Annotated in this window: 12 protein-coding genes and 1 pseudogene; 8 read left to right on the top strand and 5 right to left on the bottom strand. The window is 49.9% G+C overall.

All coding sequences use genetic code 11. The features are described from left to right. Positions 1-6: 6 nt before the first annotated feature. Positions 7-2,745, top strand: a complete 2,739-nt coding sequence (locus ACES2C_RS19930) for a DUF5695 domain-containing protein (RefSeq protein WP_374164805.1) — start codon at positions 7-9, stop codon at positions 2,743-2,745. Positions 2,746-3,237: 492 nt separating this feature from the next. Here ACES2C_RS19930 and ltrA read toward each other — a convergent pair whose 3' ends face one another. The 5 genes and pseudogenes from ltrA to ACES2C_RS19905 all read right to left on the bottom strand — a co-directional run. Further along, positions 3,238-4,497, bottom strand: a complete 1,260-nt coding sequence (gene ltrA, locus ACES2C_RS19925) for a group II intron reverse transcriptase/maturase (RefSeq protein WP_374164804.1) — start codon at positions 4,495-4,497, stop codon at positions 3,238-3,240. A 544-nt stretch (positions 4,498-5,041) separates the two neighbouring features. Then, positions 5,042-6,646 (bottom strand): RagB/SusD family nutrient uptake outer membrane protein, encoded by a 1,605-nt coding sequence (locus ACES2C_RS19920; RefSeq protein ID WP_374164803.1) that lies wholly within the window; start codon positions 6,644-6,646, stop codon positions 5,042-5,044. 11 nt (positions 6,647-6,657) lie between these two features. Further along, a complete protein-coding gene (locus ACES2C_RS19915; RefSeq protein ID WP_374164802.1) occupies positions 6,658-9,600 on the bottom strand; it encodes a SusC/RagA family TonB-linked outer membrane protein in 2,943 nt (980 codons plus the stop codon). Positions 9,601-9,861: 261 nt separating this feature from the next. Beyond that, a complete protein-coding gene (locus tag ACES2C_RS19910) occupies positions 9,862-10,239 on the bottom strand; it encodes a discoidin domain-containing protein (protein ID WP_374166995.1) in 378 nt (125 codons plus the stop codon). Between the two features lie 144 nt (positions 10,240-10,383). Further along, a pseudogene (locus ACES2C_RS19905) lies at positions 10,384-12,116 on the bottom strand (glycoside hydrolase family 127 protein); the annotation flags it as partial. A gap of 430 nt (positions 12,117-12,546) precedes the next feature. On the opposite strand from ACES2C_RS19905, the gene ACES2C_RS19900 reads away from it, so the two are divergent. The 7 genes from ACES2C_RS19900 (at position 12,547) to ACES2C_RS19870 (ending at position 22,598) form a co-directional block, all read left to right on the top strand. Continuing rightward, positions 12,547-13,482 (top strand): dihydrodipicolinate synthase family protein, encoded by a 936-nt coding sequence (locus tag ACES2C_RS19900; protein ID WP_374164801.1) that lies wholly within the window; start codon positions 12,547-12,549, stop codon positions 13,480-13,482. A gap of 31 nt (positions 13,483-13,513) precedes the next feature. Then, the gene (locus ACES2C_RS19895; protein WP_374164800.1) at positions 13,514-15,094 is read left to right on the top strand and encodes an aldehyde dehydrogenase (NADP(+)); all 1,581 of its coding nucleotides are present in this window, start codon (positions 13,514-13,516) and stop codon (positions 15,092-15,094) included. Further along, on the top strand, positions 15,095-16,096 hold the full coding sequence (locus ACES2C_RS19890) for a 4-hydroxyproline epimerase (protein ID WP_374164799.1): 1,002 nt from the start codon (positions 15,095-15,097) through the stop codon (positions 16,094-16,096). 19 nt (positions 16,097-16,115) lie between these two features. After that, positions 16,116-17,360 (top strand): NAD(P)/FAD-dependent oxidoreductase, encoded by a 1,245-nt coding sequence (locus ACES2C_RS19885; RefSeq protein ID WP_374164798.1) that lies wholly within the window; start codon positions 16,116-16,118, stop codon positions 17,358-17,360. Between the two features lie 630 nt (positions 17,361-17,990). Further along, complete coding sequence (locus ACES2C_RS19880; protein ID WP_374164797.1) at positions 17,991-18,974, top strand: hypothetical protein; 984 nt, start codon at positions 17,991-17,993, stop codon at positions 18,972-18,974. Between the two features lie 495 nt (positions 18,975-19,469). After that, positions 19,470-20,351, top strand: a complete 882-nt coding sequence (locus ACES2C_RS19875) for an AraC family transcriptional regulator (protein ID WP_374164796.1) — start codon at positions 19,470-19,472, stop codon at positions 20,349-20,351. 33 nt (positions 20,352-20,384) lie between these two features. Next, positions 20,385-22,598: a S9 family peptidase gene (locus ACES2C_RS19870; RefSeq protein ID WP_374164795.1), complete on the top strand. Its 2,214-nt coding sequence runs from the start codon at positions 20,385-20,387 to the stop codon at positions 22,596-22,598. Positions 22,599-22,605 lie beyond the last annotated feature (7 nt).

Here is a 22,605-nt window from a genome sequence, read left to right as displayed (position 1 = left end):
TTTTTTATGATGCTAATCTTCGATACCTCTAAACTTCCTTTCCGGATAGCCACCGTAATGGTAATCCTGCTCTTTGCCGGAACGCTTCGTGCGCAGTCGCCCTGGGACAAAATCGCCAAAATGCCTTCTTCTCTGGATCTGGCTCAGGGATATATAGATGTTAGCACGCCTTCTTTCTCGCTGAAGCTGGTCCGGTCATCGCAGACGGTGGCGGCACTTAGTACTAAAGATGAGCCCTCTTTCGATTTTACGCCCGGTGAATGGCTGCAGCAGCGTTCGAAAGATGGGATGTACCATCTGGGGGACATTAATCTCCGCCTCAGGACAGCAGGCGAAACGGATTGGAAAGATTTCTCAACAGCAGAAAAGAGGATGCCTGTTAAGGCTCTTGAACCGGGTGGGGGAGTACTGGTTGCTGCCGACCTCAGTCAAAGTTTTAGTTCTCCTATACCTCTTCAAGTCGCGCGCTATTGGGAGAATGTGAACGGCGAGCTTGTTCTTCGTTTCGAAATTCTGAATAAAGGAAAGGAAGCAGTTGAGATTGGCGCGCTGGGACTTCCGCTGATCTTCAATAATATGCTGGAAGGCAAAACGCTGGAAGTAGCACATGCCCGGAACGTTTTCTTTGATCCTTATATTGGTTTGGATGCAGGCTACCTGCAGGTAGCAAAGCTGAGTGGAGAGGGAAAGGTGCTGCTTGTACTCCCTTATAAAAACACGGGTTTTGAGGCCTATAATCCTTTGCTTAAGGATCCTACTCCGAAAGGGATCACCTTCGAAGGCTTCCACGAATGGATGGTCTGCAGCAAGGCCTACGCAGAAAAGGAATGGAAATCTGCCAGACAGTGGAACGAACCTACTTCGCTCTTTTTGAAGCCGGGAGAGTCTAGAAGCCTGGGGCTGCGGTTTGTCCTGGCAAACTCTATCAGGACCATAGAAAAGACACTTGCCTCAAAGGGCAGGCCCGTTGCTGCAGGAGTTCCGGGATATGTGATTCCCGAGGGTACCGACGCTTCGTTATTTCTTGGCTACCCGCGCCCTGTCCGCTCTTTTGAAGTGGAACCAAAGGGCGCTTTGATACTTGAACCCCGGCAGGCAGAAAACAAAGCCTGGAAGGCCTATTCGGTTAAAGGAAAGATCCGGGGGAGGGCGCGCCTGACCATCACCTATCAGGATGGCCTGCGTCAGACTATACACTACAAGGTCATCAAGGCAGAGGAGGAGGTGATTGCTGATTTTGGGCGCTTCCTTACGCGGGAGCAATGGTTTGAAGACCCGCAGGACCCTTTCCGCAGAAGTCCCTCTGTCATCAGCTATGATTACGAGAGAAAAGAGCAGGTAAAGCAGGACAGCAGGGCCTGGATACCGGGACTAAGTGATGAAGGGGGAGCGGGCAGCTGGCTCGGCGCCGTAATGAAGCAGCTGATACTGCCCGACAAGGATGAGGTGATGAAGCTGGAACGCTTTGTCAATGAGACATTATGGGGCGGAATACAGTACAAGGAGGGTGAGAATAAGTTTGGGGTGAGAAAAAGCCTGTTCTACTACGAGCCCGATAAAATGCCTCCCGAAACTTACAGTAATGATATTAATTTCAAGACATGGTCGGCCTGGAATATCAAAGCAGCTGAATCCCCGGGCCGGTCCTATAATTACCCGCATGTAGCTGCGGCCCATTGGGTGCTCTACCGTCTGGCAAGGAACTACCAGGGACTCGTTTCGAAAAACAGATGGGACTGGTACCTTGAGAACGCCTTTCAGACTTCTCTGGCTATGGTACGACTTGCGCCCCATTACGCACAGTTCGGGCAGATGGAGGGCAGCGTTTTCCTTTTGATCCTGCAGGACCTGAAGGCGGAGGGGCTCAATGCAAAGGCGCTCGAGCTTGAAGCGGCGATGAAGAAGAGGGCCGATCTTTGGAATTCACTGCAATATCCATTTGGCAGTGAAATGCCCTGGGATTCTACCGGTCAGGAGGAGGTTTACATGTGGTCTGATTATTTTGGCTATACAGCGAAGGCAGATGTTACCCTCCATGCTATCCTCGCCTATATGCCCACCCTGCCGCATTGGGGATATAACGGAAGTGCCCGCAGGTATTGGGATTTCCTTTATGGCGGGAAGCTACAGCGGATAGAACGACAGTTGCATCACTATGGCTCCGGCCTCAACGCGATTCCTGTTTTGAAGGAATACCGAAAGAATCCTGAGGATCTCTACCTGCTGCGGGTGGGGCAGGGAGGCTTGCTCGGAGCGATCTCCAATATTACAGAGGATGGCTTTGGTCCTGCTGCTTTCCATTCCTATCCATCCACGCTCGAAATAGACGGACTCTCAGGCGACTACGGCTGCAACTTCTATGGCTACGCCGTCAATAGTGGGGCTTACCTTGTGCACGATCCTCAGTTTGGCTGGCTTGGTTTTGGTGCTAATGTTAGAAGGCAGGGGCAGTGGGTCCATGCAGATCTCACAACAGCAGGGAAGTCGCGGGTGTTCATTGCTCCCCTGCAGCTTTGGCTGACACTCGATGCTGGTCGAATCCGGACAATAGCCTTTAATCCTGCATCGGGCAAGCTAAGGATGCTGCTGGAGGAGGGTAGCGAAAGTACCCCCACCGCCTTTCTGCGCTTTGAGACAATTGGTCAGGCTGCCCGGCTGGATGAAAAGCTAAAGGTCTATGCTAAGGAGCGCGGCGCATATAAGATCCCTTTGCAGAAAAAGGCGGTATGGGTTGACTTGCAATAGAGGAGGTATTGACAAGTGTCAGGTTCTCCTGCAATTTGAAAAAGCAGTGTCACGCGACATCACTCCTCATCCTCACAGCTTTTTATCAATTGAGGGATAGATTTTAACGCTGAACATGACCTGCAAAATGGTCTGACATATTTTTCCATGTACCCTCGGGGTAACGGTAGAAAGGCGTGTCTGATTATATTGCCGGATTCATTGGCAGAAGCTCCCGACATGAGTATATCTCCTGCAAAGTCTGACTTAGGCCTTCCCATACCATCAAAGGGACGGCCCCCGGGACATTAACAGCAATCGCAGATAGTCCACTCTTAGCCCCACGTTCACCATGCCGGTCAATAAAAAGGGTTACTATCTCTTTGAAGAAATAGTAACCCGAGGGCTATTTATGTCTAACGTTACATGGACCAGCTAGTAAGTAAACCCAGGCATTTCAGCCTGAGATTCTTTCAGAACCGTACGTGCACGTCTCCGCGCATACGGCTCCCGTTATCTATATTCCAGTTTGGGTTTTGCGCCGAATGTCCAATGAGCGAACAGGTTGGGTTTGCGGTTGTATAAACTGCTTACCCACTTCATTGCTCTGGTCACACTGCTTCTTAACCCTTTGTATTTCCGTATTGCCCAGTTGGCCAGCTTTGCGTTTATTCTTTGCATAAAGCTTCTTAGCTTTGCACTATAGAATTTCCCGTAGTAGTTGACCCAACCTTGCAGGACAGGATTTATTGTTTTGGCAACTTCTTCTATCTCAATGCCCGGTGTGCGCAGTATCGGCATCTCGTTCAGCTTTTTATTCATTGCTGTCAATGCTTTTGTGCTTACTCCCGGCAAGAAGCAAGTGAAGTTTTCTTTTCGCTGGCTGTTCTGTGCCTGTCTGGGCTTGAACGTGTAACCAAGGAAGTCGAACGACACTATTTTTGGCGTTTTCGCATTGCGGTTACTGTCTTTGCAGAAGACTATTTTTGTTTTGTCTTCGTGCATTTCCAGCCCGCAATCTTTCAACCGTTTGCCCAATAACTCCTTTAAGCGGATGGCTTGTCCTTCGGTTCTGCAATGAATGACCGCATCGTCCGCATAGCGTTCGAATGCAAGGTCAGGATAGTTGGCCATCAGCCACATATCCATTGCGTAATGCAGGTAGAGGTTCGATAGTATCGGGCCGATAACGGAGCCTTGCGGCACACCCTTCGTCCGTGGTACTATTGTTCCGTCTTCCAGTCGCAAGGGGGCTACCAGCCATCTTTTGATGTACAGTACCATCCATTGCTCCTCTGCATGTTTCTCCACTGCCAGCATAAGCAAGTCATGCGGAATGTTGTCGAAGAACCCTTTGATATCTACATCCAGCAGCCAGTGATATTCCCAGCACCTTTCACGTGCTTTGGCAACTGCCTGTAGTGCAGATTTCCTAGCTCGGTAGCCGTAGGAATCATCATGGAAAAGGTTGTCGACCACCTTTCCCAATTTCTCCGCTACTACCGCTTGTCCGATACGGTCGGTTATGGTGGGTATGCCTAATGGCCTTTTACCGCCATCTTTCTTGGGTATCTCCACCAACTTGATTGAAGGGGGCATGTAGCTGCCGGAACTCATTTGGTTCCAGAGCTTATACAGATGTTTCTGTCGCTCTTTTTCAAAAGCTTCCATGCTCATCTGGTCTACACCTGCTGCCCCTTTATTGGCTTTGATCTTCAAGTAGGCTTCCTGCACCGACTTTCTCGAAATACAATTTGGTTTTGGCCTGTACATATCTTATACCTCCTGTAGGTTACCCCTTAAACAGTTTCTATTAATGTACAGCGCCTGATAACGCCCCCCTTCGCTCTTGCTATGTTTCCAAAGCAGTCATCACTACTACGGGTGGCTCTGCCCCTGTGGAACGCATCGATACTTTCGGACTTGCGGGTTCTTCCGCTTGACCTTTTCTCTTCGCATCGTTCCCACAGGTTCCCAAGTTCCGTTTGAATGCCTGTATAAAGCTCACGCTGCCTATACGCCGGATGCCGCCGGGACAGTAAACAGGTTGTCCTCCCAACTGATAATAAAGTGATACTGTACTTTACTTTTGACATCATCTAATCCTTTCGACGCCTCTTCGGCAGTTCATTTTCATTCGTCTTCTTTATACTTACCTGACACCTCTGTGATGCCTTTTCTGCTAACGCTTCCCACCTTGGCTCTTTACCAAAGCAACTTAGCAGCGGTTTGATACCTGCTCCTGTAAGCCGATACCGATGGACCTACCATCATCATTCAAACAGCACCGATTTGCTGCGCAAATCGTTCATGGCGCTCAATAACCCGGATTTTGTTTTAAGTTCGGGTTCTTGGCAATCTCGTCTGCAGGGATGGGGAACAAAGTTCGTGTTTGGGCCTGCGGATGGGGGCTGTGATTAAACCATTTCTTGCTCTGAAAGACGCCAAACCGGATGAGGTCTTGTCTTCTGTGCGCTTCTGCCGCAAACTCCCATCCGAGCTCATCGAAGAACCTGCCGTACTGGATATCTGCCCCGCCGTTTGCTTCACTCACTGTACCGTCGGGAGCCTGTAAGCCATACTTGTAGCTGCTGCCCTGCATCAGCTGAGCCCCCGTTACAACTGCTTTTGCAGGATTCGTTTTAAACGCTCTCTTCCGGACTTCTGAAACAAGGGCGGCTGCCTCATCTGCGCGACCCGTACGAAGCAGTGCTTCTGCTTTCATCATCAGAACATCAGCATAGCGAAGGAAGGGAAAATCGTTATCCAGGTTATTGGTAGCGTTTCTTTTGATCACAAATTTCCCTATTCTAAAGCCTTGGTTACCTTTCGCTATAATTCCATCTGTTCCACCCATGCCCGGTACAAAGTTGACATAGTTGATAAGTGTTTGTCCAGTTGTGGGACTGATCTGCGGACCTTGAATCCAGCTGTCTTTCAGCCTGCTGTCCTCAGGATCATAGGTGTTGATGAACTGCGGTACAGCGCAGTTCCCGCCCCAGGGCTGAGCAGTCATCTGGTATACGCCCTGGCTCAGAGGATCAAGGGTTTTCATATGTATCTGATTTCCCTGGCCATATATTTCATCGTAAGGAATAGCAAAAATGATCTCCTTTGAGTTTTGATTGGTATAGGTAAAGACATCAGAGTAATTGTTGTCGAGACTATACTTGCCGCTGCTGATGACGTCGTCGGCTTCCTCAATGCATTTCTGCCATTCCGCGGTGCCGACATAGACTTGTGAGTTGAGATAGATCTTGGCCAGTAGCGCCTTCACGCTCCATTTGTTAAGTCGCCCGTAGGTGGCTGAGGCCTCTTCGCTTAGCTTCGGCATCACTTCGTTTAGTTCCTTAACAACAAAGTCGTATACTTCCTTCCTGGTCCGCTGCTGAGGAAGGGAGGCGTCCTTAAAGTCCGTCACGATTGGTACATTTCCATGGTTGTCAAGGAGGAGATAATAAGCGAAGGCACGTACGGCGCGAAGCTCGGTAATGGCAGGTTCTTTTGATTCTCCCAGCTGAATAGTTCCGTCTTCCAGTTGGGAGATGATCATGTTTGCTTTGGTGATGCTGGAATAGGCATTCTGCCAGGTGTTGTAGGGCTGCCATTCCTGCGTAGTCCAAGTGTGCTGATGCATTCGTCTGTAGGTGCCGCCGTCGTCCCAGCCGTTAGGTCTGACCGGAGTGATAATGCAGTCGGCCGCTTCCTCCTGCAGGTCGAAATAGCCCTGCCATCCGCACATGAGTGTTCGAAGGGAGGCATAGGTGGGAGCAATAATGGCGGGCAAGTCCTTCTCTGTCGGTTTAAATTTGCTCGGCAGAACTTCTGAGTAAACATCCTCGTCCAGATTAGTGCAGGAACCGAAGGTGAAGACGGCTCCTGTGACGGCAACTATAATGGTATTTCGAATTGTCTTTTTCATCTTTTCAACTATTAGAATGTAACATTAAGTCCAGCTGTAAACGTTCTGGTAGTAGGGTAGGCATCCCTGTTCTCAATTCCGGGAGCGAAGGTAAAGTCGCCTGTGTAACTGACCGCTTCAGGGTCTATTCCTTTGTACTTGGTGATAGTGTAAAGGTTCAATCCTGAAACATAAACCCTTAAATTCTTTATGCCTTTAATCAGGTTGGCCGGGAGAGTGTATCCAAGAGTTACGTTATCGATCTTCACGTAGTCGGCTTTCTCGATGTAATGACTTACGTACACCAGGTCGGTGTTGAGCTGGCGACCGTATACCGGGTCATAGGCGGTTTTCAGCGCGTTATATCCCTTATTGATCGGGTTTTCATAGTACATGCGTTGCATGTTCAGAACATTATGGCCAAAGGCGCCCCGAAGGTTTATCTCCAGGTCAAAGTTGTTCAGCTTAAAGGAGTTGTTCCAGCCAGCCAGATGCTTTGGAATGCCGTTTCCATAGTATTGCCTGTCATCGTCGGAGGACTCCGCGATGGGAATAACTTTGCCGTCTTTACTTTCTACCAGCCATTTACCGTTCTCGTCTACACCCACGCTTTTCTTCACGTAGAACTGTCCGATAGGTCCGCCCACTTTTACGCGGTGCGTCGCCTGCTGAATGGGTTCTCCTGTGTATCCGGCATCAAAAAACTCTGCAGTTACATCAAACTGATCATTAGACAGGTTGAGCAATTTGTTCCGATTTGTTGAATAGGTCAGATTGGTATTCCAGCTGAACTTTTTGCCGTCGAGTACACGAACGTTTACCAGCGCTTCGAGCCCGGAATTTTTCATTGCGCCCGCGTTAAGATACATTTGCTCAAATATGTAAGGCGGGACCGGTACCCTAAAATTGTACAGCAAGTCGTCCACTTCTCTGGTGTAGAGGTCGAGAGAGCCGGTAATTCTGTTTTTTATCAAACCAAAGTCGAGCCCTGCATTGTATTCCTTCTTCCTTTCCCAGCGCAGGCCAGGGTTGAAATTTCGTTGGGGCACAAAGCCCTGCACCCACTTGTCGCCAAAGTAGGCCCCGTTACTGAAATCGAAACTATAGCTTATTTGAGACTGATAAGGATTGCTGGCGATGGTTCCAGTTTCACCATAGCCAGCTCTTATCTTTAAGTCGGAGATAGCGGGTATATTCTCCATAAAGCTTTCTTTACTGATGCGCCAGCCTGCAGAAACGCCTGGAAACGTTCCCCATTTCTGGTCAACGCCGAACTTCGAAGATCCTTCCCGGCGGATACTGGCCATAAAAAGATATTTCTCTTTCCAGTTGTAGGTGAAGCGACCGAAGAAGCCGGCCAGCTGCCATTTGTTTTTAGAGCTTCCCATCGTTGCAAGTCCGCGTTTTAACGCTGTGCCGGTCTCCAGGTTATTCCACGTATATGCGTCGGTGGGAAAGTCAAAGTTATACACGTCGAAATCTTCGTAGACTGCGTCCTGCCAGCTATAACCGCCCAGAATAGTGAAGTTGTGGCCGCCGAAGCTTTTAGTGTAGTTGGTGGTTAACTCCATGAGGTTTTCCTTGTTCGAGTATGTCGATCTGCCTGCAGTGCCGTTTAACCCGTTCTTGGTTGTATTGACATGGTTAAAGGTGGTGCTGTAACCCGAAAGGTTGTTGTTCTGAACACGGGAGAGTAGAAGCTTGACGCTCAGGTCTTTTATCGGCCGAAAATCGACAGTCCCGTTCATCCTCATTTCACGGAACGTATTGTCGTTCTTTGCTTCGTGGATCCTGGCAAGGGGATTGTCATAGAAGTAGATGCTGCGTTCCTGCCATTTCCCGTCTTCCGTATAAATATTGTCGGTCGGATTGCGGATGATTGCCTGACGATAGGCGTATCCGTCTGCCCCACCTTGTTGGGAGCTGGTGGTGCGGTTGATGATCTGCAGGCTGGTTTTGAGCTTGTCATCGAACATAGAATGATTCAGGCCGGCCCTGACGGTGATCCTTTCCTGCCCCGACTTCAGAAAAATACCCTCCCAGTCGCGGTAGTTGACCGAGCCCGTAAAGTTTGTTTTGGAGCTTCCTCCAAAGAAGGTCAGATTGTGATTCTGGCTGAATGGATTCTGTAGTATTTCGTCCACCCAGTTAGTGTTCCCTCCATAATCCTGGTATTGCACTCCCTCCGAAATCAGCCTCCTGTAGTCTTCTGCCGTCAGCATTTCAGGTTTCTTCATAATCCGCTGCGTATTGGCGTAAGCTGAGTATTCAATAGTATTCCTCTCACCAGTTCTGTTTTGCCTGGTAGTGATCAGAATTACCCCGCCTGTAGCACGCGTACCATAGATAGAGGCAGCAGATCCGTCCTTTAGCACATCTACCGCCTCAATATCCTCGGGCGCCACGGTGTTCATCGATCCCGGGATACCGTCGATAAGGACGAGGGGCTCTGTCGCTCCACTAATTGAGTTCAGCCCACGGAGGTTGATTTGCGTAGAAGCGGTAGGGTCTCCGTTAGGCGTGGTGATACGAAGACCGGCCACTTTCCCCTGGATGAGCTGCCCGGCATCGCGTACGGCTCCTTTTGTAAAGCTCTCTGATTTAACAGAGGAGATGGCGCTCGTCACTTCGCCTCGTCGTTGTGTACCGTAACCCACCACGACGACCTCGTTAAGGCCCTGCGCACTGTAACTGAGCTTCACGCTGACAGTCGACTGACCTGAAAGGGGTAATTCGGCGGGGGACATGCCGACTGCAGTAACGACCAGGGTAACTTTTCCCTGATAAACAATCTTGAAAGTTCCGTCGGTTGCAGTGGAGGTACCCTTTGTAGTGCCTTTAATCTTTACCGACGCGCCGGGAACCGGCAAGTTGTCAGAATCAGTCACCTTACCCTGTAAGGAGACCTGTTGAGCATAGGCCGTCAGAAAACAGACTACGCCCAGGAGAGACAGAAGTACTTGTTTGAGTTTCATATATAAGAGATTTGGTGATGCAATGGAAGATGGCCAGCTCTATCTTTAATAAAATTACCCTTATACCGGAACTCCTGCTTCCTGAATTTTAGCTAACATGAATTACATATTAATAGGATTTTAAAGTCTTGTTAAATAAAAGAAGCCTCCGCTTTCCGGCGGAGGCTTCTTTACAGCTGTGTCTCTGTCTTCGAAGGGCAAAAAAGGGCACTCAATAATGTTTTTACAGCTCATTTGGGTGCGGAGAACGTGAAGGCTTCACTACTCAACTGCCCATTCATGGATCCCCGAGGAGTTATCCTGGGGTAGTTGCAGTTCCAGTTTGATCGCCGTCGTCTTTACCGGCTCAAAGGTTACCCTATTCACCTTGTCTTTTTCCACCGAATAAGGTGAAGTGTTTTTCACCGGCAGCCAGTTTTCGCCCTGCTTGTAATACAGTTTATACCCCGCTGGTATCCTGCAGCCGCCCCATGGACCGTCGTCAAACCAGTATACTTCAGACTTCGATATCGTCTTTTCTTCCGGGAAGTCGTACTGCACGTATTCCGTCGAATTCTTTGCCGGCCACCAATGGAGGTAAGGGTAATTGGTGTCTTTAGAGTCGGCAGGCTCGTACTGGTCGTTTATGGCCGAATACATCCTCTTATTCTTGAGAGATGATGTTACTTTGCTGGTACTGGCAATTGTGGGGGCAGGCTTGGAACGAGCGGCAGAGGCCAGGTAAGGGATCCAAACGGTCATTTCACTAGGCCCTCTGTTCGCCCAGCTGTAATAAGGGATGGCCGTTACCGCTTGCTCTGTTTCAAGGAGAGCAGTGGTATTGAGCTGTCGTTTAGCGCCCTTTCCCTCCATGGTCAGCACGTTGACCCCCTTAAGCAGGTTTTCCTGATAGTTCACCTTTACAGGAGCTGACTTGTCAACCAGGATATTTTGAACAAGGCTGTCTTTGTTGTCTGGGCCTTCAATACAGTACACAAGCGGCCCGCGCTGAAGTGCAAACTTTCCCCTGTCGTCTTTCACCTGCTCGTTGGCTACGATCTTCTCAGTCTTCATGGGAAGCAGCAGGCTGAGCTGGTCTCCTTTTTTCCACTTCCTGCTGACTACCGCATACCCTTTTTCTGTCTGATATTGGAGGGGCTTACCATTCAGGAGCAGAGGTATGGCAGCAGCGGACGCATCGGCAAATGAGTAAAGGTCGCCCGGCACAGGCTTTCCCTGTGCCCAGCCCGGAATACGGATCCGCAGGGTGAAATTATTATTTTTTTGGGGATCAATCACAAAGTTGACCTTCCCGTTCCATGGGTAGTCGGTTTCTTGTGCGATGTTAATAGTGCCGGAGGCAAGACTGATGTCGCTGCTGCTGCTCATGAACAGGTTCACATAGAGGTCATTCTTGTTCTGCGCGTACACATAACCGGGGACAGAAGGAAGGAAACGCGTCATGTTCGAGATACAGCAGGCACAGCTGAACCACGCGCTCCGCTGATGCTGAAACATTGAAGCAAGGGGATTGGGGTAGAAAAACCGATCGCCGCTAAGCGATACGCCCGACAGTAAGCCGTTGTATAAAGTTCTCTCGAGCACGTCCACGTATTTCGAGTCGCCATGGAGCATAAACATGCGGCTGTTCCAGTACACGTTAGCAATTGCCGCGCATGTTTCCGCATATGCTGACATGTTCGGCAGATTGTACGGTTCGCCGAATGCTTCCCCTGCGCCTGTTGCCCCAATACCTCCGGTGATGTACAGCTTCCTGTTCACCACGTCGTTCCAGATGTCGTCGATGGCTTTGAGGTAAGCCTCGTCACCGGTAAGGGCTGCAACATCTGCCATGCCGGTATACATATAGGTAGCACGCACGGCGTGACCCACTGCTTCATGCTGATCCACTACCCGTTTGTTCGCCTGGTTATATTCAGTTCCCTTGGGTCCCCGTACATCAAGGAAGAACTTGGCCAGGTCCAGATATTTCCGATTGCCGGTAGTCCGGTACATTTTCGTAAGTCCCGTTTCTACAATCTGGTGCCCGGGATATTTTTCTTCTTTTCCGTAGCCGAAGTCTCTGACCAGGAGATCAGCATTTTTAATGGCAATATTAAGCAGACTTTTTTGCCGGTAGCCTGATAATGTGCTACCGCTGCTTCAAAGAGATGCCCCGAATTATAGAGCTCATGGCTTAGCTCTTCTTCTTTTTCCCAGCGTTTGGATCCTATCCATTCATGTGGTTTCGCCGCTTTCACCGTTCGGAAGGTATAGAGATAGCCGTCCGGCTCCTGGGCAGCGCCGATAATGGAGATCAGCGAGTCGATATATAGGTCGAGCTTGGGATTCTTCCTGACCTGCATGGCGTAAGACGCGCCCTCAATTACTTTGTAAATATCCGTATCGTCGAACGTGAACTCGGTCAGCTTGTCGCCCTCCAGCATATGGGCAGCGCGAAGAAAATTGTCAATACGTCCATTCTTCTTGCACTGATCAAGTGTATATGGAATGGTAATATTGGCATTTACCTCCATTTTTGGCTGCCAGAAATGATCATGGACGTGCACCTGTGTAAAGGGCACCGGTTGGATCGGATAGTCCCTGTGTTGAGCCTGTACCAGTCCGGAGGAAAGTATAAACAGCAGGGCGGGGAATATATTGTGATATTTCATCTTGATTTTATTAATTATTTCCGGTTTGCAGGAGATGTTATCTTGAAAGTCTATCTTTCTTGTCGTCTGGTTCTTGCCTGAGCTGAACTGATGATTGAGCATCCGGCCAACCTAACATAAAGATAGTTGGCACCGGCTCAGCTCGTCTAAAAGTTTTTTTGCCAGTATTGGCAGGATTTTACCATGCGACGGGATAGAGGTATATCTGTTAAAATAGAATAAGTACAGGCTAATATTAATGTAAGGAGCAAGTTGGCGGGCGGTTACTTTTGAAGAAAAAATCGCGTAAAATATGAAAGTTGAATGGAAAGGAGTTTATCCTGCAATTACTACCAAGTTTACCCCAAACGATGAGCTAGACCTTACAGCTTATGACAAGAACATTGAGGCCCAGCTCGAAGCTGGTATCGACGGACTGATCCTGGGCGGATCTTTAGGGGAAGCCAGTGTGCTTACCGAAGAAGAAAAATTTGTATTATTGGAACATACGATAGATCTGGTGGACGGAAAGATTCCATTAGTCCTGAATATAGCAGAACAATCTACTAAGGTGGCCATCTCTATTGCCAGGCGGGCAGAACAGCTGGGCGCAGACGCACTGATGCTGCTGCCGCCTATGAGGTACAAGGCTGACGACCGCGAAACGGTTACCTACTTTAAGGAAATAGCGGCTTCCACCTCTCTTCCGGTCATGATTTACAATAATCCGGTAGATTATAAAATCGAGGTGACGCTCGACATGTTTGCAGAACTGGCCGAGTATGAGAATATCCAGGCTGTAAAAGAATCTACCAGGGACGTCGCAAACATCACGAGAATGTTTAACCGGTTTGGAGATCGTTTTCGAGTGATGTGCGGTGTGGATCCTCTTGCGATGGAAAGCCTGGTAATGGGAGCTGATGGCTGGGTTGCCGGTCTGGTTGATGCTTTTCCAAAGGAGACCGTAGCGATCTATCGCCTTGTAAAATCGGGACGATACGAAGAGGCTCTGGCGATCTACCGCTGGTTCCATCCCGTGCTGGAGCTTGACATTCATCCAAAGCTGGTTCAATACATCAAGCTTGCGGAGGTGCAGACCGGTATAGGGACGGAGACGGTAAGAAGGCCAAGGCTCTCTATCGAAGGTGCCGAACGTGAAAGAGTCCTGAAGATCATTAACGACGCACTGGCAGTAAGACCTGAGTTGCCCGAAGGAAGCTGGGGACGCGTGGCTGCAGTTACCGCTTAGTCTGACCATTTTCAACTAAAGAGATCCGCAGATGGATGGAAGAAATATAATTGCTAATAGATTCGTCTCTTCTGTAGCTGAAGGATTCAGCGCCATAAACGCCTCTACAGGGGAGACGCTTGAGGGGACCTTTTACCCGGCAAGTATGGAAGATGCAGAGGCATCACTCCTGCTTGCCGGGCGTGCGTTTACCCCGTACCGACAGCTGGACCGAACTCTGCGTGCCAAATTCCTGAGGACCATAGCCTCGGAAATTGCAGCGCTTGGCGACGAGCTGACCGCTCGTGCAGCAGCAGAAAGCGGCCTGCCCGAAGGCCGGATCAAAGGGGAGACCGGCCGTACCATAGGGCAGCTTAATATGTTTGCCGATCTGGTGGAAGAAGGCTCGTGGGTGCAGGCTGTCATCGACAGCGCGCTCCCCGACAGGCAGCCGCTCCCGCGGCCCGACCTCAGGAAGATGTTCGTTCCCCTGGGGCCTGTCGTCGTATTTGGTGCCAGTAATTTTCCGCTGGCTTTCTCCGTAGCAGGAGGCGATACGGCCTCAGCCCTTGCAGCGGGATGCCCCGTGATCGTAAAAGCTCATTCGGCACATCCGGGAACAAGTGCTCTGGTGGGAGCAGTAATCGTAAAGGCGGCTAAGGCCACCGGTATGCCGGATGGCGTGTTCTCTCTGCTGTATGATACAGGCTTCGGCATAGGAGAGGCGCTTGTAAAACATCCTGCCACAAAAGCTGTCTCCTTTACGGGATCTTTTAAGGGTGGAATGGCCCTGACACGGCTGGCACAGCAGCGTGAGCAGCCTATTCCTCTGTTCGCCGAGATGGGCAGCATTAATCCCGTACTCTTTCTGCCTGAGGCGGTAAAAAGCAGGCCGCAGGACCTCGCGAGCAAATACGCTGCTTCTGTCACCCTTGGTACGGGTCAGTTTTGCACCAATCCGGGCTTAATGATAGCCATTCAGGATGAACATACCACCGTCCTTTTGAATGAACTTGCACGGCTGTTCGGCGAGGCCCCCTCAGGTACCATGCTTACGGCGGGGATTTGCAGCAACTACCAGTCTCTGTCAGGAGCGATCCTGAAGGAGGAAGGAGTAAAGCTCGTCGCCCGCTCCGAGGTGGCCGGCACTGCTGCCTTTAATCAGGCCGCACCTACATTGGTCAGTGTTTCTGCCCGCGATTTTGTTCGGAACGAAAAGTTAAAAGAAGAAATATTTGGTCCTTACTCCTTGCTGGTTCTGGCAGAAAGCCGGGAGGAAGTGGAGCAGGTGGTGAACTCTCTGGATGGTCAGCTGACTATTACGGTAATGGCAGAGGATGGCGAGCTCTCGCAATATGCAGAGCTGCTCGAAGCATTGCAGCAGAGAACCGGCAGGATCATTCTCAATGGCGTTCCCACCGGGGTAGAGGTCTGTGCCGCTATGCAGCATGGAGGCCCTTTCCCCGCCAGTAACGACAGTCGTTTTACCTCTGTCGGCACCGACGCTATTTATCGCTTTGTGCGCCCTCTCTGCTGGCAGGACTGGAATCACGATCTTCTTCCTATTGAACTGCAGGATGGAAATCCGGCGGGGATCTGGAGAAGGGTTAATAATAAATGGACGACAGATTAAATGGCGAGTAAAACTTTCTTTTGTATTGATGCTCATACCTGCGGAAACCCCGTACGGCTGGTAGCAGGCGGAGGCCCAAACCTGAGCGGGGCTTCCATGAGCGAAAAAAGGCAACATTTTTTAAAAGAGTACGACTGGATCAGAACCGGCCTGATGTTCGAGCCCCGGGGGCACGACATGATGTCGGGCAGTATTCTTTATCCTCCTCATGATCCGGCAAATGATGTAGCCGTATTATTTATTGAAACCAGTGGCTGCCTGCCTATGTGCGGTCATGGAACTATCGGCACAATTACCATTGCGATTGAAGAAGGTCTCATCACGCCTAAGACGCCGGGGGTGGTCAGGATGGAAGCTCCCGCCGGTTTGGTACTGATCGAGTACCAGCAGGAGGGGCAAAAGGTGAAGTCAGTGAAGCTGCGCAATGTGCCGGCCTATCTGGCCGCTCAGAATATTGAAGTGGAATGTCCGGACCTCGGCCTTCTGCAGCTGGATGTCGCTTACGGAGGCAACTTCTATGCAATTGTCGACGAACAGCCCAACTTCAGAGGGCTGGAGAACTATAGCGCGGGTCAGCTCGTCGCCTGGAGCAGGGAGCTCAGAAAAAGGATCAACGAGAAGCACTCGTTTGTGCATCCGCTCGATCCTACTATTAACGCCTGTACTCATATTCTCTGGACCGGAGCAACGTTGTCGTCAGGGGCGACGGCACGCAACGCGGTATTCTACGGAGACAAGGCCATAGACCGCTCGCCCTGCGGTACAGGTACCTCGGCCAGGATGGCTCAATGGTTCGCCAAAGGAAAGCTGAAGAAAGGTGATCCCTTTATTCATGAAAGTATTATCGGCAGTACATTTACCGGAAGAGTGGAAGATGTGGTAAGTCTTGGGGACTATGAAGCAATTATTCCAAGTGTGGAGGGATGGGCGAAGATCTATGGATATAACACCATCAAGATCGACGACGATGATCCTTATGCACAGGGCTTTCAGGTGCTTTAACTTATCCTAAATCATTAACATGGCAAGTGTAATTATCATTGGCGGTGGCATAATAGGCCTTTCTTCTGCATTGTACCTCAGCGAGGCCGGACATCAGGTCACCATACTCGAAAAGGGCGATCTTTCTGACAATTGTTCCTTCGGGAATGCAGGGATGATCGTCCCCAGTCACTTTATTCCACTGGCTGCCCCCGGCATGGTGCAGCAGGGCATCAAGTGGATGTTTGACAGTAAAAGCCCGTTTTTTGTCAGGCCTTCTCTTAATCCGGATCTCTTTTCATGGGGGATCAAGTTTCTGAAAAAGGCCAATGCGGCGCACGTGGAGGAGTCGGCTGTGCCGCTCAGAGATATTTCGCTGCTCAGCAAGAAGCTCTATGAAGAGCTTCATCAACGAGGAGAATTCGACTTTGGGCTGGTAGAGAAGGGGATCCTGATGTTTTACAAGACCCAGAAGGCGGCAGAAGAAGAAGCCCATCTGGCGGAAAAGGGTAAAAGCCTCGGCCTGGACATGGAAGTGCTGAGCCGCGACGCGTGTAAGTCTTTGCAGCCTGAGCTGGAACTTGACGTGTTAGGTGCTGTACATTATCGTTGCGACGCGCATGTATACCCCAATCAGCTGATTAAGGGTCTTGTTAGCCTGCTTGAGAAAAACTGCGTTCGCATAGCCAGAAACCATGAAGTTTCGCGCATCGAGACCAGCGCAGGGAAAATCGCCTCTGTGGCGGCTGCAGGTGAGAGGTTTTCGGCCGATCATTATATCATAGCCGGCGGTTCCTGGTCGCCTGCAGTGGCTCGTCTTGCCGGTCTCCGGATTCCCCTGCTTCCGGGTAAGGGGTATTCCTTCATGGCTAAGGAGCCCGAAGGGCGGATGAAAATACCGGCATTGCTCGCCGAAGCCAGGGTGGCTATCACGCCCATGAATGGAAGCATCCGCTATGGCGGAACAATGGAGATCGACAGGATCAATACCAGGGTGAATCTGAACCGCGTGAGAGGCATCGTAGAGGCCATACCGAAGTATTTCCCGGACTTGCATCCGGAGATGCCTGCTGAAAAAGATATCTGGTTTGGATTCAGGCCTTCCTCTCCCGACGGACTTCCCTATATTGGCAGAAGTAAAAAGCTGTCTAACCTGGTCATTGCAACAGGTCATGGCATGATGGGGCTGAGCCTCGGTCCGGCTACGGGTAAGCTGGTGAGCCAGATCGTGTCGGAACAGCAGCCGGAGATCCCTTTGTCTGCGTTCAGTCCGGATCGCTATTAAAAATACTAAATCATGTTTATAAGAAGCTCCCGGGGGAACAGGGGGCTTTCTTTTTAAATGCCAGAAAGAGCATTCGACAACCTTTCATCCTGCCTTTGTGTGTGCAGCTTATGAGCGCGTTTTTGTGGAAGCGCATTTGCTTTTTTAGGCCAGGAAGTGGACCTCTTCTTTGTTGCGGGTTGCTAAACTCTCCCTCCCTCGAAGTTCGTGAATTGCTCACGCCCTTCCCGCCACGCAGGTAACCGGAATACGGACTTGTACTATTCCTGCCTTCTGATCATTGAGTGGCGTTTGGGTGCCGCCGGAGGCTTTAGCCAGTTCTTAATCGCAGTTTAACCTGGTGATGCCCTGGCTACCTTTCCGGCCGCTGTTCCGGGGCGAATATGGCGTGATGACCCCACCTTTTGTAGTAAAAAGGTGGGGTAGCAGTGCTTATTCAGACTCTTTATAAATTTAACAATGATATCAGGTTCAGCCTGAAATCCTATTGATTCCTATTCTTTTTATCCTCACATTTATAGGGAATTAACCAGGCGGACAGGCCTTTACGACCTTATTATCTGATTTTGCTGATTCCGGGACCTTTGGAGTTCGATAATGGCCGACCGCTTTAAACTTAAAGATCATATTATGGCAATTATTGACAAAAACGGTGGCATTCATGGAAGTGCCGGATCGGTGGTGTACCGCACCTACCGGGGAATGAACGTGGTACAGAGCAAACCCAAAAAGAAGAAGCAGACGCCTGCCAGCATACGCAGCGCCTGTGAGTTCGGACTGGCCAGCTCGGCGGCCCGCGTGATCCGCGAAGCTTTTTATCCCTTACATCGCTCGCGGCACGACGGAGGCATGGGGAACCGTCTTACTTCAGCGGTTTGCACAAGCATACGGGCCAGTGCAAAGGAGCGTGGCGAGCGCGATCTGCACGACGGCAACCTGTCCTTCCTGGAGGGCTTCAGCTTCAATGCTGCCAGTCCGCTCTTTCCCTCTTTGCAGGTGAAGCCGCAGGTTTCGCTCACCGAAGAGGGGCAGGTGAAGGTGGATCTGCCGGAGATTAACCTCGACCGGGAACTGCTCGACCGTTTTTACGAAGCGAAGCGCTTCCGCATACGCTTTTTGCTGATCGCCTTTAATTTCCGGGAGGAGTTTTATGAGCTGGTAGACATGAAAGAGGTGGTAATGGACAGGGGAGAGCAAATTCCTGCTCAGGAGCTGCTGTTTGATAACGACCGGCCCAAAGGCTCCTTGCTACTGCTTTCGGCCTCAATTGACTACCTGAGCTATAACCGGCTCGACAAAAGCTACGAGCCGCTTAATACGAAGGAATTTTCGCCCTGCGATATTATTGCGGCTTTTCCGGCCAGTGATGAAGCAGAGCCGGGCTACCGGAAGCAGCGTTACCAGGAGCTGCCTGAGGCTACGCGCAACAGTCGGACGGGCCTGTTCGGCGGCTATAAAGGAGCTGCCATGCGAGAGAAAGTAGACAAGCTGAACGGGCAGGGGCGACAGTGGGATTCCTGGGGAGCGGAAGAAACCTGCGTCAGTGGAAGGAAGCGGTCCAAAGAAGATGACTGGAAGGATATGATAGGCAAGCGAACGTCTTTTAACGAATAGAGACCTGACGGGGGCCAAAAATCAGGACGGCCTTTCCTTTAAAGAGCCGCTCTTCTATAGCCGATTGCAAATGCCGTTTAATCATATGAGATTCAAATCCCAGAATAACATAATATTTTGGGATTTGAATCTCATATGATTATAATAATTTGGGATTAGGGCCTGGTCCCAAGGTCTCTCATGTTTAGTAAAATGCTTCCTATAACTGGCTCTTTCTAAAGTCGAACTGGCCTTATTGTGTTTTTAGTGCAAAAATGGGACGTATAAACGTTTTATTTGAAGTCTTAAGTCCTATTAGATGTAAAAACCGCCTTCTAGTTTCTCAACTAGGCGCCAATTATGGATATTTCAAAAAGGTATGAGTTTAAATGACTTGAGTTAGTCGTATTTTAACTTTAAATTAACAAACAGTTGCCGTATTTTAACCCGATAACATAATGCTCTTTTAATTCAAAGGTAATATTTGTATATTCAGAACATCAAAAGGAGCATCTCATGAAAGTCTTACAGTTTACCATCCCTATTGCCCACGACAAAACTGTCATCGTTCAGCAAGACAATCTTCCGCACTTCTATCCGTATCTGCACCGGCATACGGAAGCGCAGATAGCATGGATACAACAGGGGGAGGGGACGCTGGTTGTCGGGAACAACATGCACAGCTTTAAACCAGGTGAGATCTATTTTATCGGGCCGAATCAGCCCCATTTGTTTAAAAGCAATCCTGAGTATTTCAACCCGGAGAGTGACAAGAGGACGAAGGCCCTCATGGTGTTCTTTAATCCTTCGGGAGCTCTGGCCTCTCTTTTCGGTTTGCCCGAAATGAAGTCGATGAAAGCTTTTATCGATCAGAACGCCCAGGGTTTTAAATTGCCGCAGATGTATTATGATGAGGTGTCGGAACTCATGCTGGAGACGCAGGCTGCGAGCGGCGCAGACCAGCTGATGCAGTTCTTTTTGTTGCTGAAGTTCCTGAACAAGATGCGAATTAAATTAAACCCGCTTTCGTCTTTCGGCCATTCTGCTTCTTTTAGTGAAAATGAGGGTATCCGCATTAGTAATATCTACAACTTCATTTTGCAGCGATCAAATTCTGATATTACCCTGGAAGATGTTGCCGATGCCGCCCATATGACCCCCCAGGCCTTCTGCCGTTATTTCAAGAAGCACACCGGGCATACGTTCATCTCGTTCCTGAATGAGACAAGGATCAATGAAGCCTGCAAAAAGCTGACCGCGGGCGGTTACGACAGCATATCTGCGGTTGCCTATAACTGCGGATTCAACAGTATTACCAATTTTAACAGGGTTTTTAAAAGTATCATCGGAAATTCTCCAAGGGAATACATAGAAAATTATTTAAAAAACGTAGGTTAGCACGTCATTAAACATTCTGCATTACTGATTAAAATGTATTCTATTTTCAGAACACTCACTTCTGCTGGCTCGCGGTACGTGGTTTATCCGGCGATTGCCTTACTTCTACTCTTAACAGGATTTTCCCAGGTCTTTGCACAACATCGCCAGAGTACACAATGGTCTGCCGATGGCTATTCATTTTATACGCTCGAAAAGGGCGATATTATTAAAACGGATAGCCGGACCGGAGCAAAGACACTCGTGCTTGGGCAGGATAAACTCGTTTTGCCGGGGCAAGCGCAACCCGTAGCTGTGAGGCGTTTTACGCTTTCTGCAGATCGCAGCAAGATTCTTATTATGAGTAATACCCGCCGCGTGTGGCGGTATGATACCAAAGGCGACTACTTTCTATATGACCTGGCTTCCGCAAGTTTAAAGCAAATAGGCAAGGGCCTTCCCGGATCCTCGCTGATGTTTGCCAAGCTCTCGCCTGACGACTCGAAAGTGGCCTATGTGAGTCAGCATAATGTATATTGTGAGGACCTGGCGTCCGGAAAGATTACCAGGCTGACAAGCGACGGCACAGACCGCGTGATCAACGGAACCTTTGACTGGGCCTACGAGGAAGAGTTTGGCTGCAGGGACGGTTTCAGGTGGTCTCCTGACGGGAAGAACATTGCGTACTGGCAGATCGATGCTACTCATATCAGGAACTACCTGATGCTCAATACGACCGACTCGCTGTATTCTTTTGCCGTCCCCGTAGAATATCCGAAGGCCGGTGAGGATCCAAGCTCCTGCAGGATAGGCATTGTATCAGCTGAGGGGGGACAGACCCGGTGGATGAAGGTGCCGGGTGATCCTGTGCAGCACTATATTCCGCGGATGGAATGGACTCCCGATTCAAAGGAGCTCATCATTCAGCAGTTGAACCGGCTGCAGAACGAAAGCAAGGTGATGCTATGTGATGCGAAGGCCGGCACCGCCCGTACGATCTATTCCGAGAAAGATGCGGCCTGGATTGATATCAAGTCGCGCTGGAACGAGGATGACCCTAGTGGCTGGGAATGGCTGAATGGAGGAAAAGAGTTCATCTGGGTGAGCGAAAAAGACGGATGGAGGCATATCTACCGTGTCAGCCGCACTGGAAAAGAAAGCCTGATCACAAAGGGAAATTATGACATGATGAGCATTAGCCTGATCGATGAGAAAGGCGGACTTATCTATTTTATGGCCTCTCCTGACAATGCCACTCAAAGCTACCTCTACAGCGTCAAACTAGCAGGGGGAAAGGCTTCCCGCGTTACGCCTCAGGCAGAAAGCGGAACGCACGACTATGAGATTTCACCTTCGGGCAAAGTGGCTTTCCACAGCTACAGCAATACCATGAAACTGGTTCAGGGAGAAATATTGAGCCTTCCAGACTATAAAGTACTTCAGCAGGGACAGAGCCATACGATGCCCTTGCCTCCGGGAACGCCTCCTGTTGAGTTCTTTAAGGTGAAGACGGGGGACGGAGTTGAACTGGACGGCTGGATGGCCAAGCCCGCTAACTTTGATCCCGCGAAGAAATACCCGGTTTTGTTTTACGTCTATGGTGAGCCCGCCTCTCAGACCGTTACTGACAGGTTTGGACAAGGGAGAAATCGTCTGTACAATGATTTGGCGCAGGACGGTTATATCTATATATCGGTAGAGAACAGGGGCGCTCCTGCGCCTAAGGGAAGGGAGTGGCGAAAGTCGATCTATAAAAACATCGGTATCCTGAACATCCGGGATCAGGCCATGGCGGCAAAAGAGATCCTGAAATGGCCCTTTGTGGATTCGTCGCGGGTAGCCGTATGGGGATGGAGCGGAGGCGGGTCTTCTACTCTGAACCTGATGTTCCAGTACCCTGAGATCTATAAGACCGGTATCGCCGTAGCTGCTGTAGGCAGCCAGCTGAGCTATGATAATATCTATCAGGAGCGATATATGGGGAACCCAAGAGAGGACAATGCGCCCTTCATAAAAGGATCGCCGATCACTCATGCTAAAGATCTGAGAGGCAATCTCCTTTATATACACGGGACGGGCGACGATAATGTTCACTATCAGAATGCGGAGCTTCTGATCAACGAGCTGGTGAAGTATAATAAGCAGTTTCAGCTCATGGCTTATCCGAACCGAACCCACTCCATATCAGAAGGGGAAGGAACTTCTGAGCATTTATCAACACTTTTTACCAACTATCTGAAATTGCATTGTCCTCCGGGAGGGCGCTAGTCTGCTT

This window comes from Arcticibacter sp. MXS-1, from assembly GCF_041902385.1.
Taxonomy (GTDB): Bacteria; Bacteroidota; Bacteroidia; order Sphingobacteriales; family Sphingobacteriaceae; genus Arcticibacter.
Note: the sequence above shows the minus strand (reverse complement) of the source record. Positions and strands in the feature narration are given on the sequence as shown.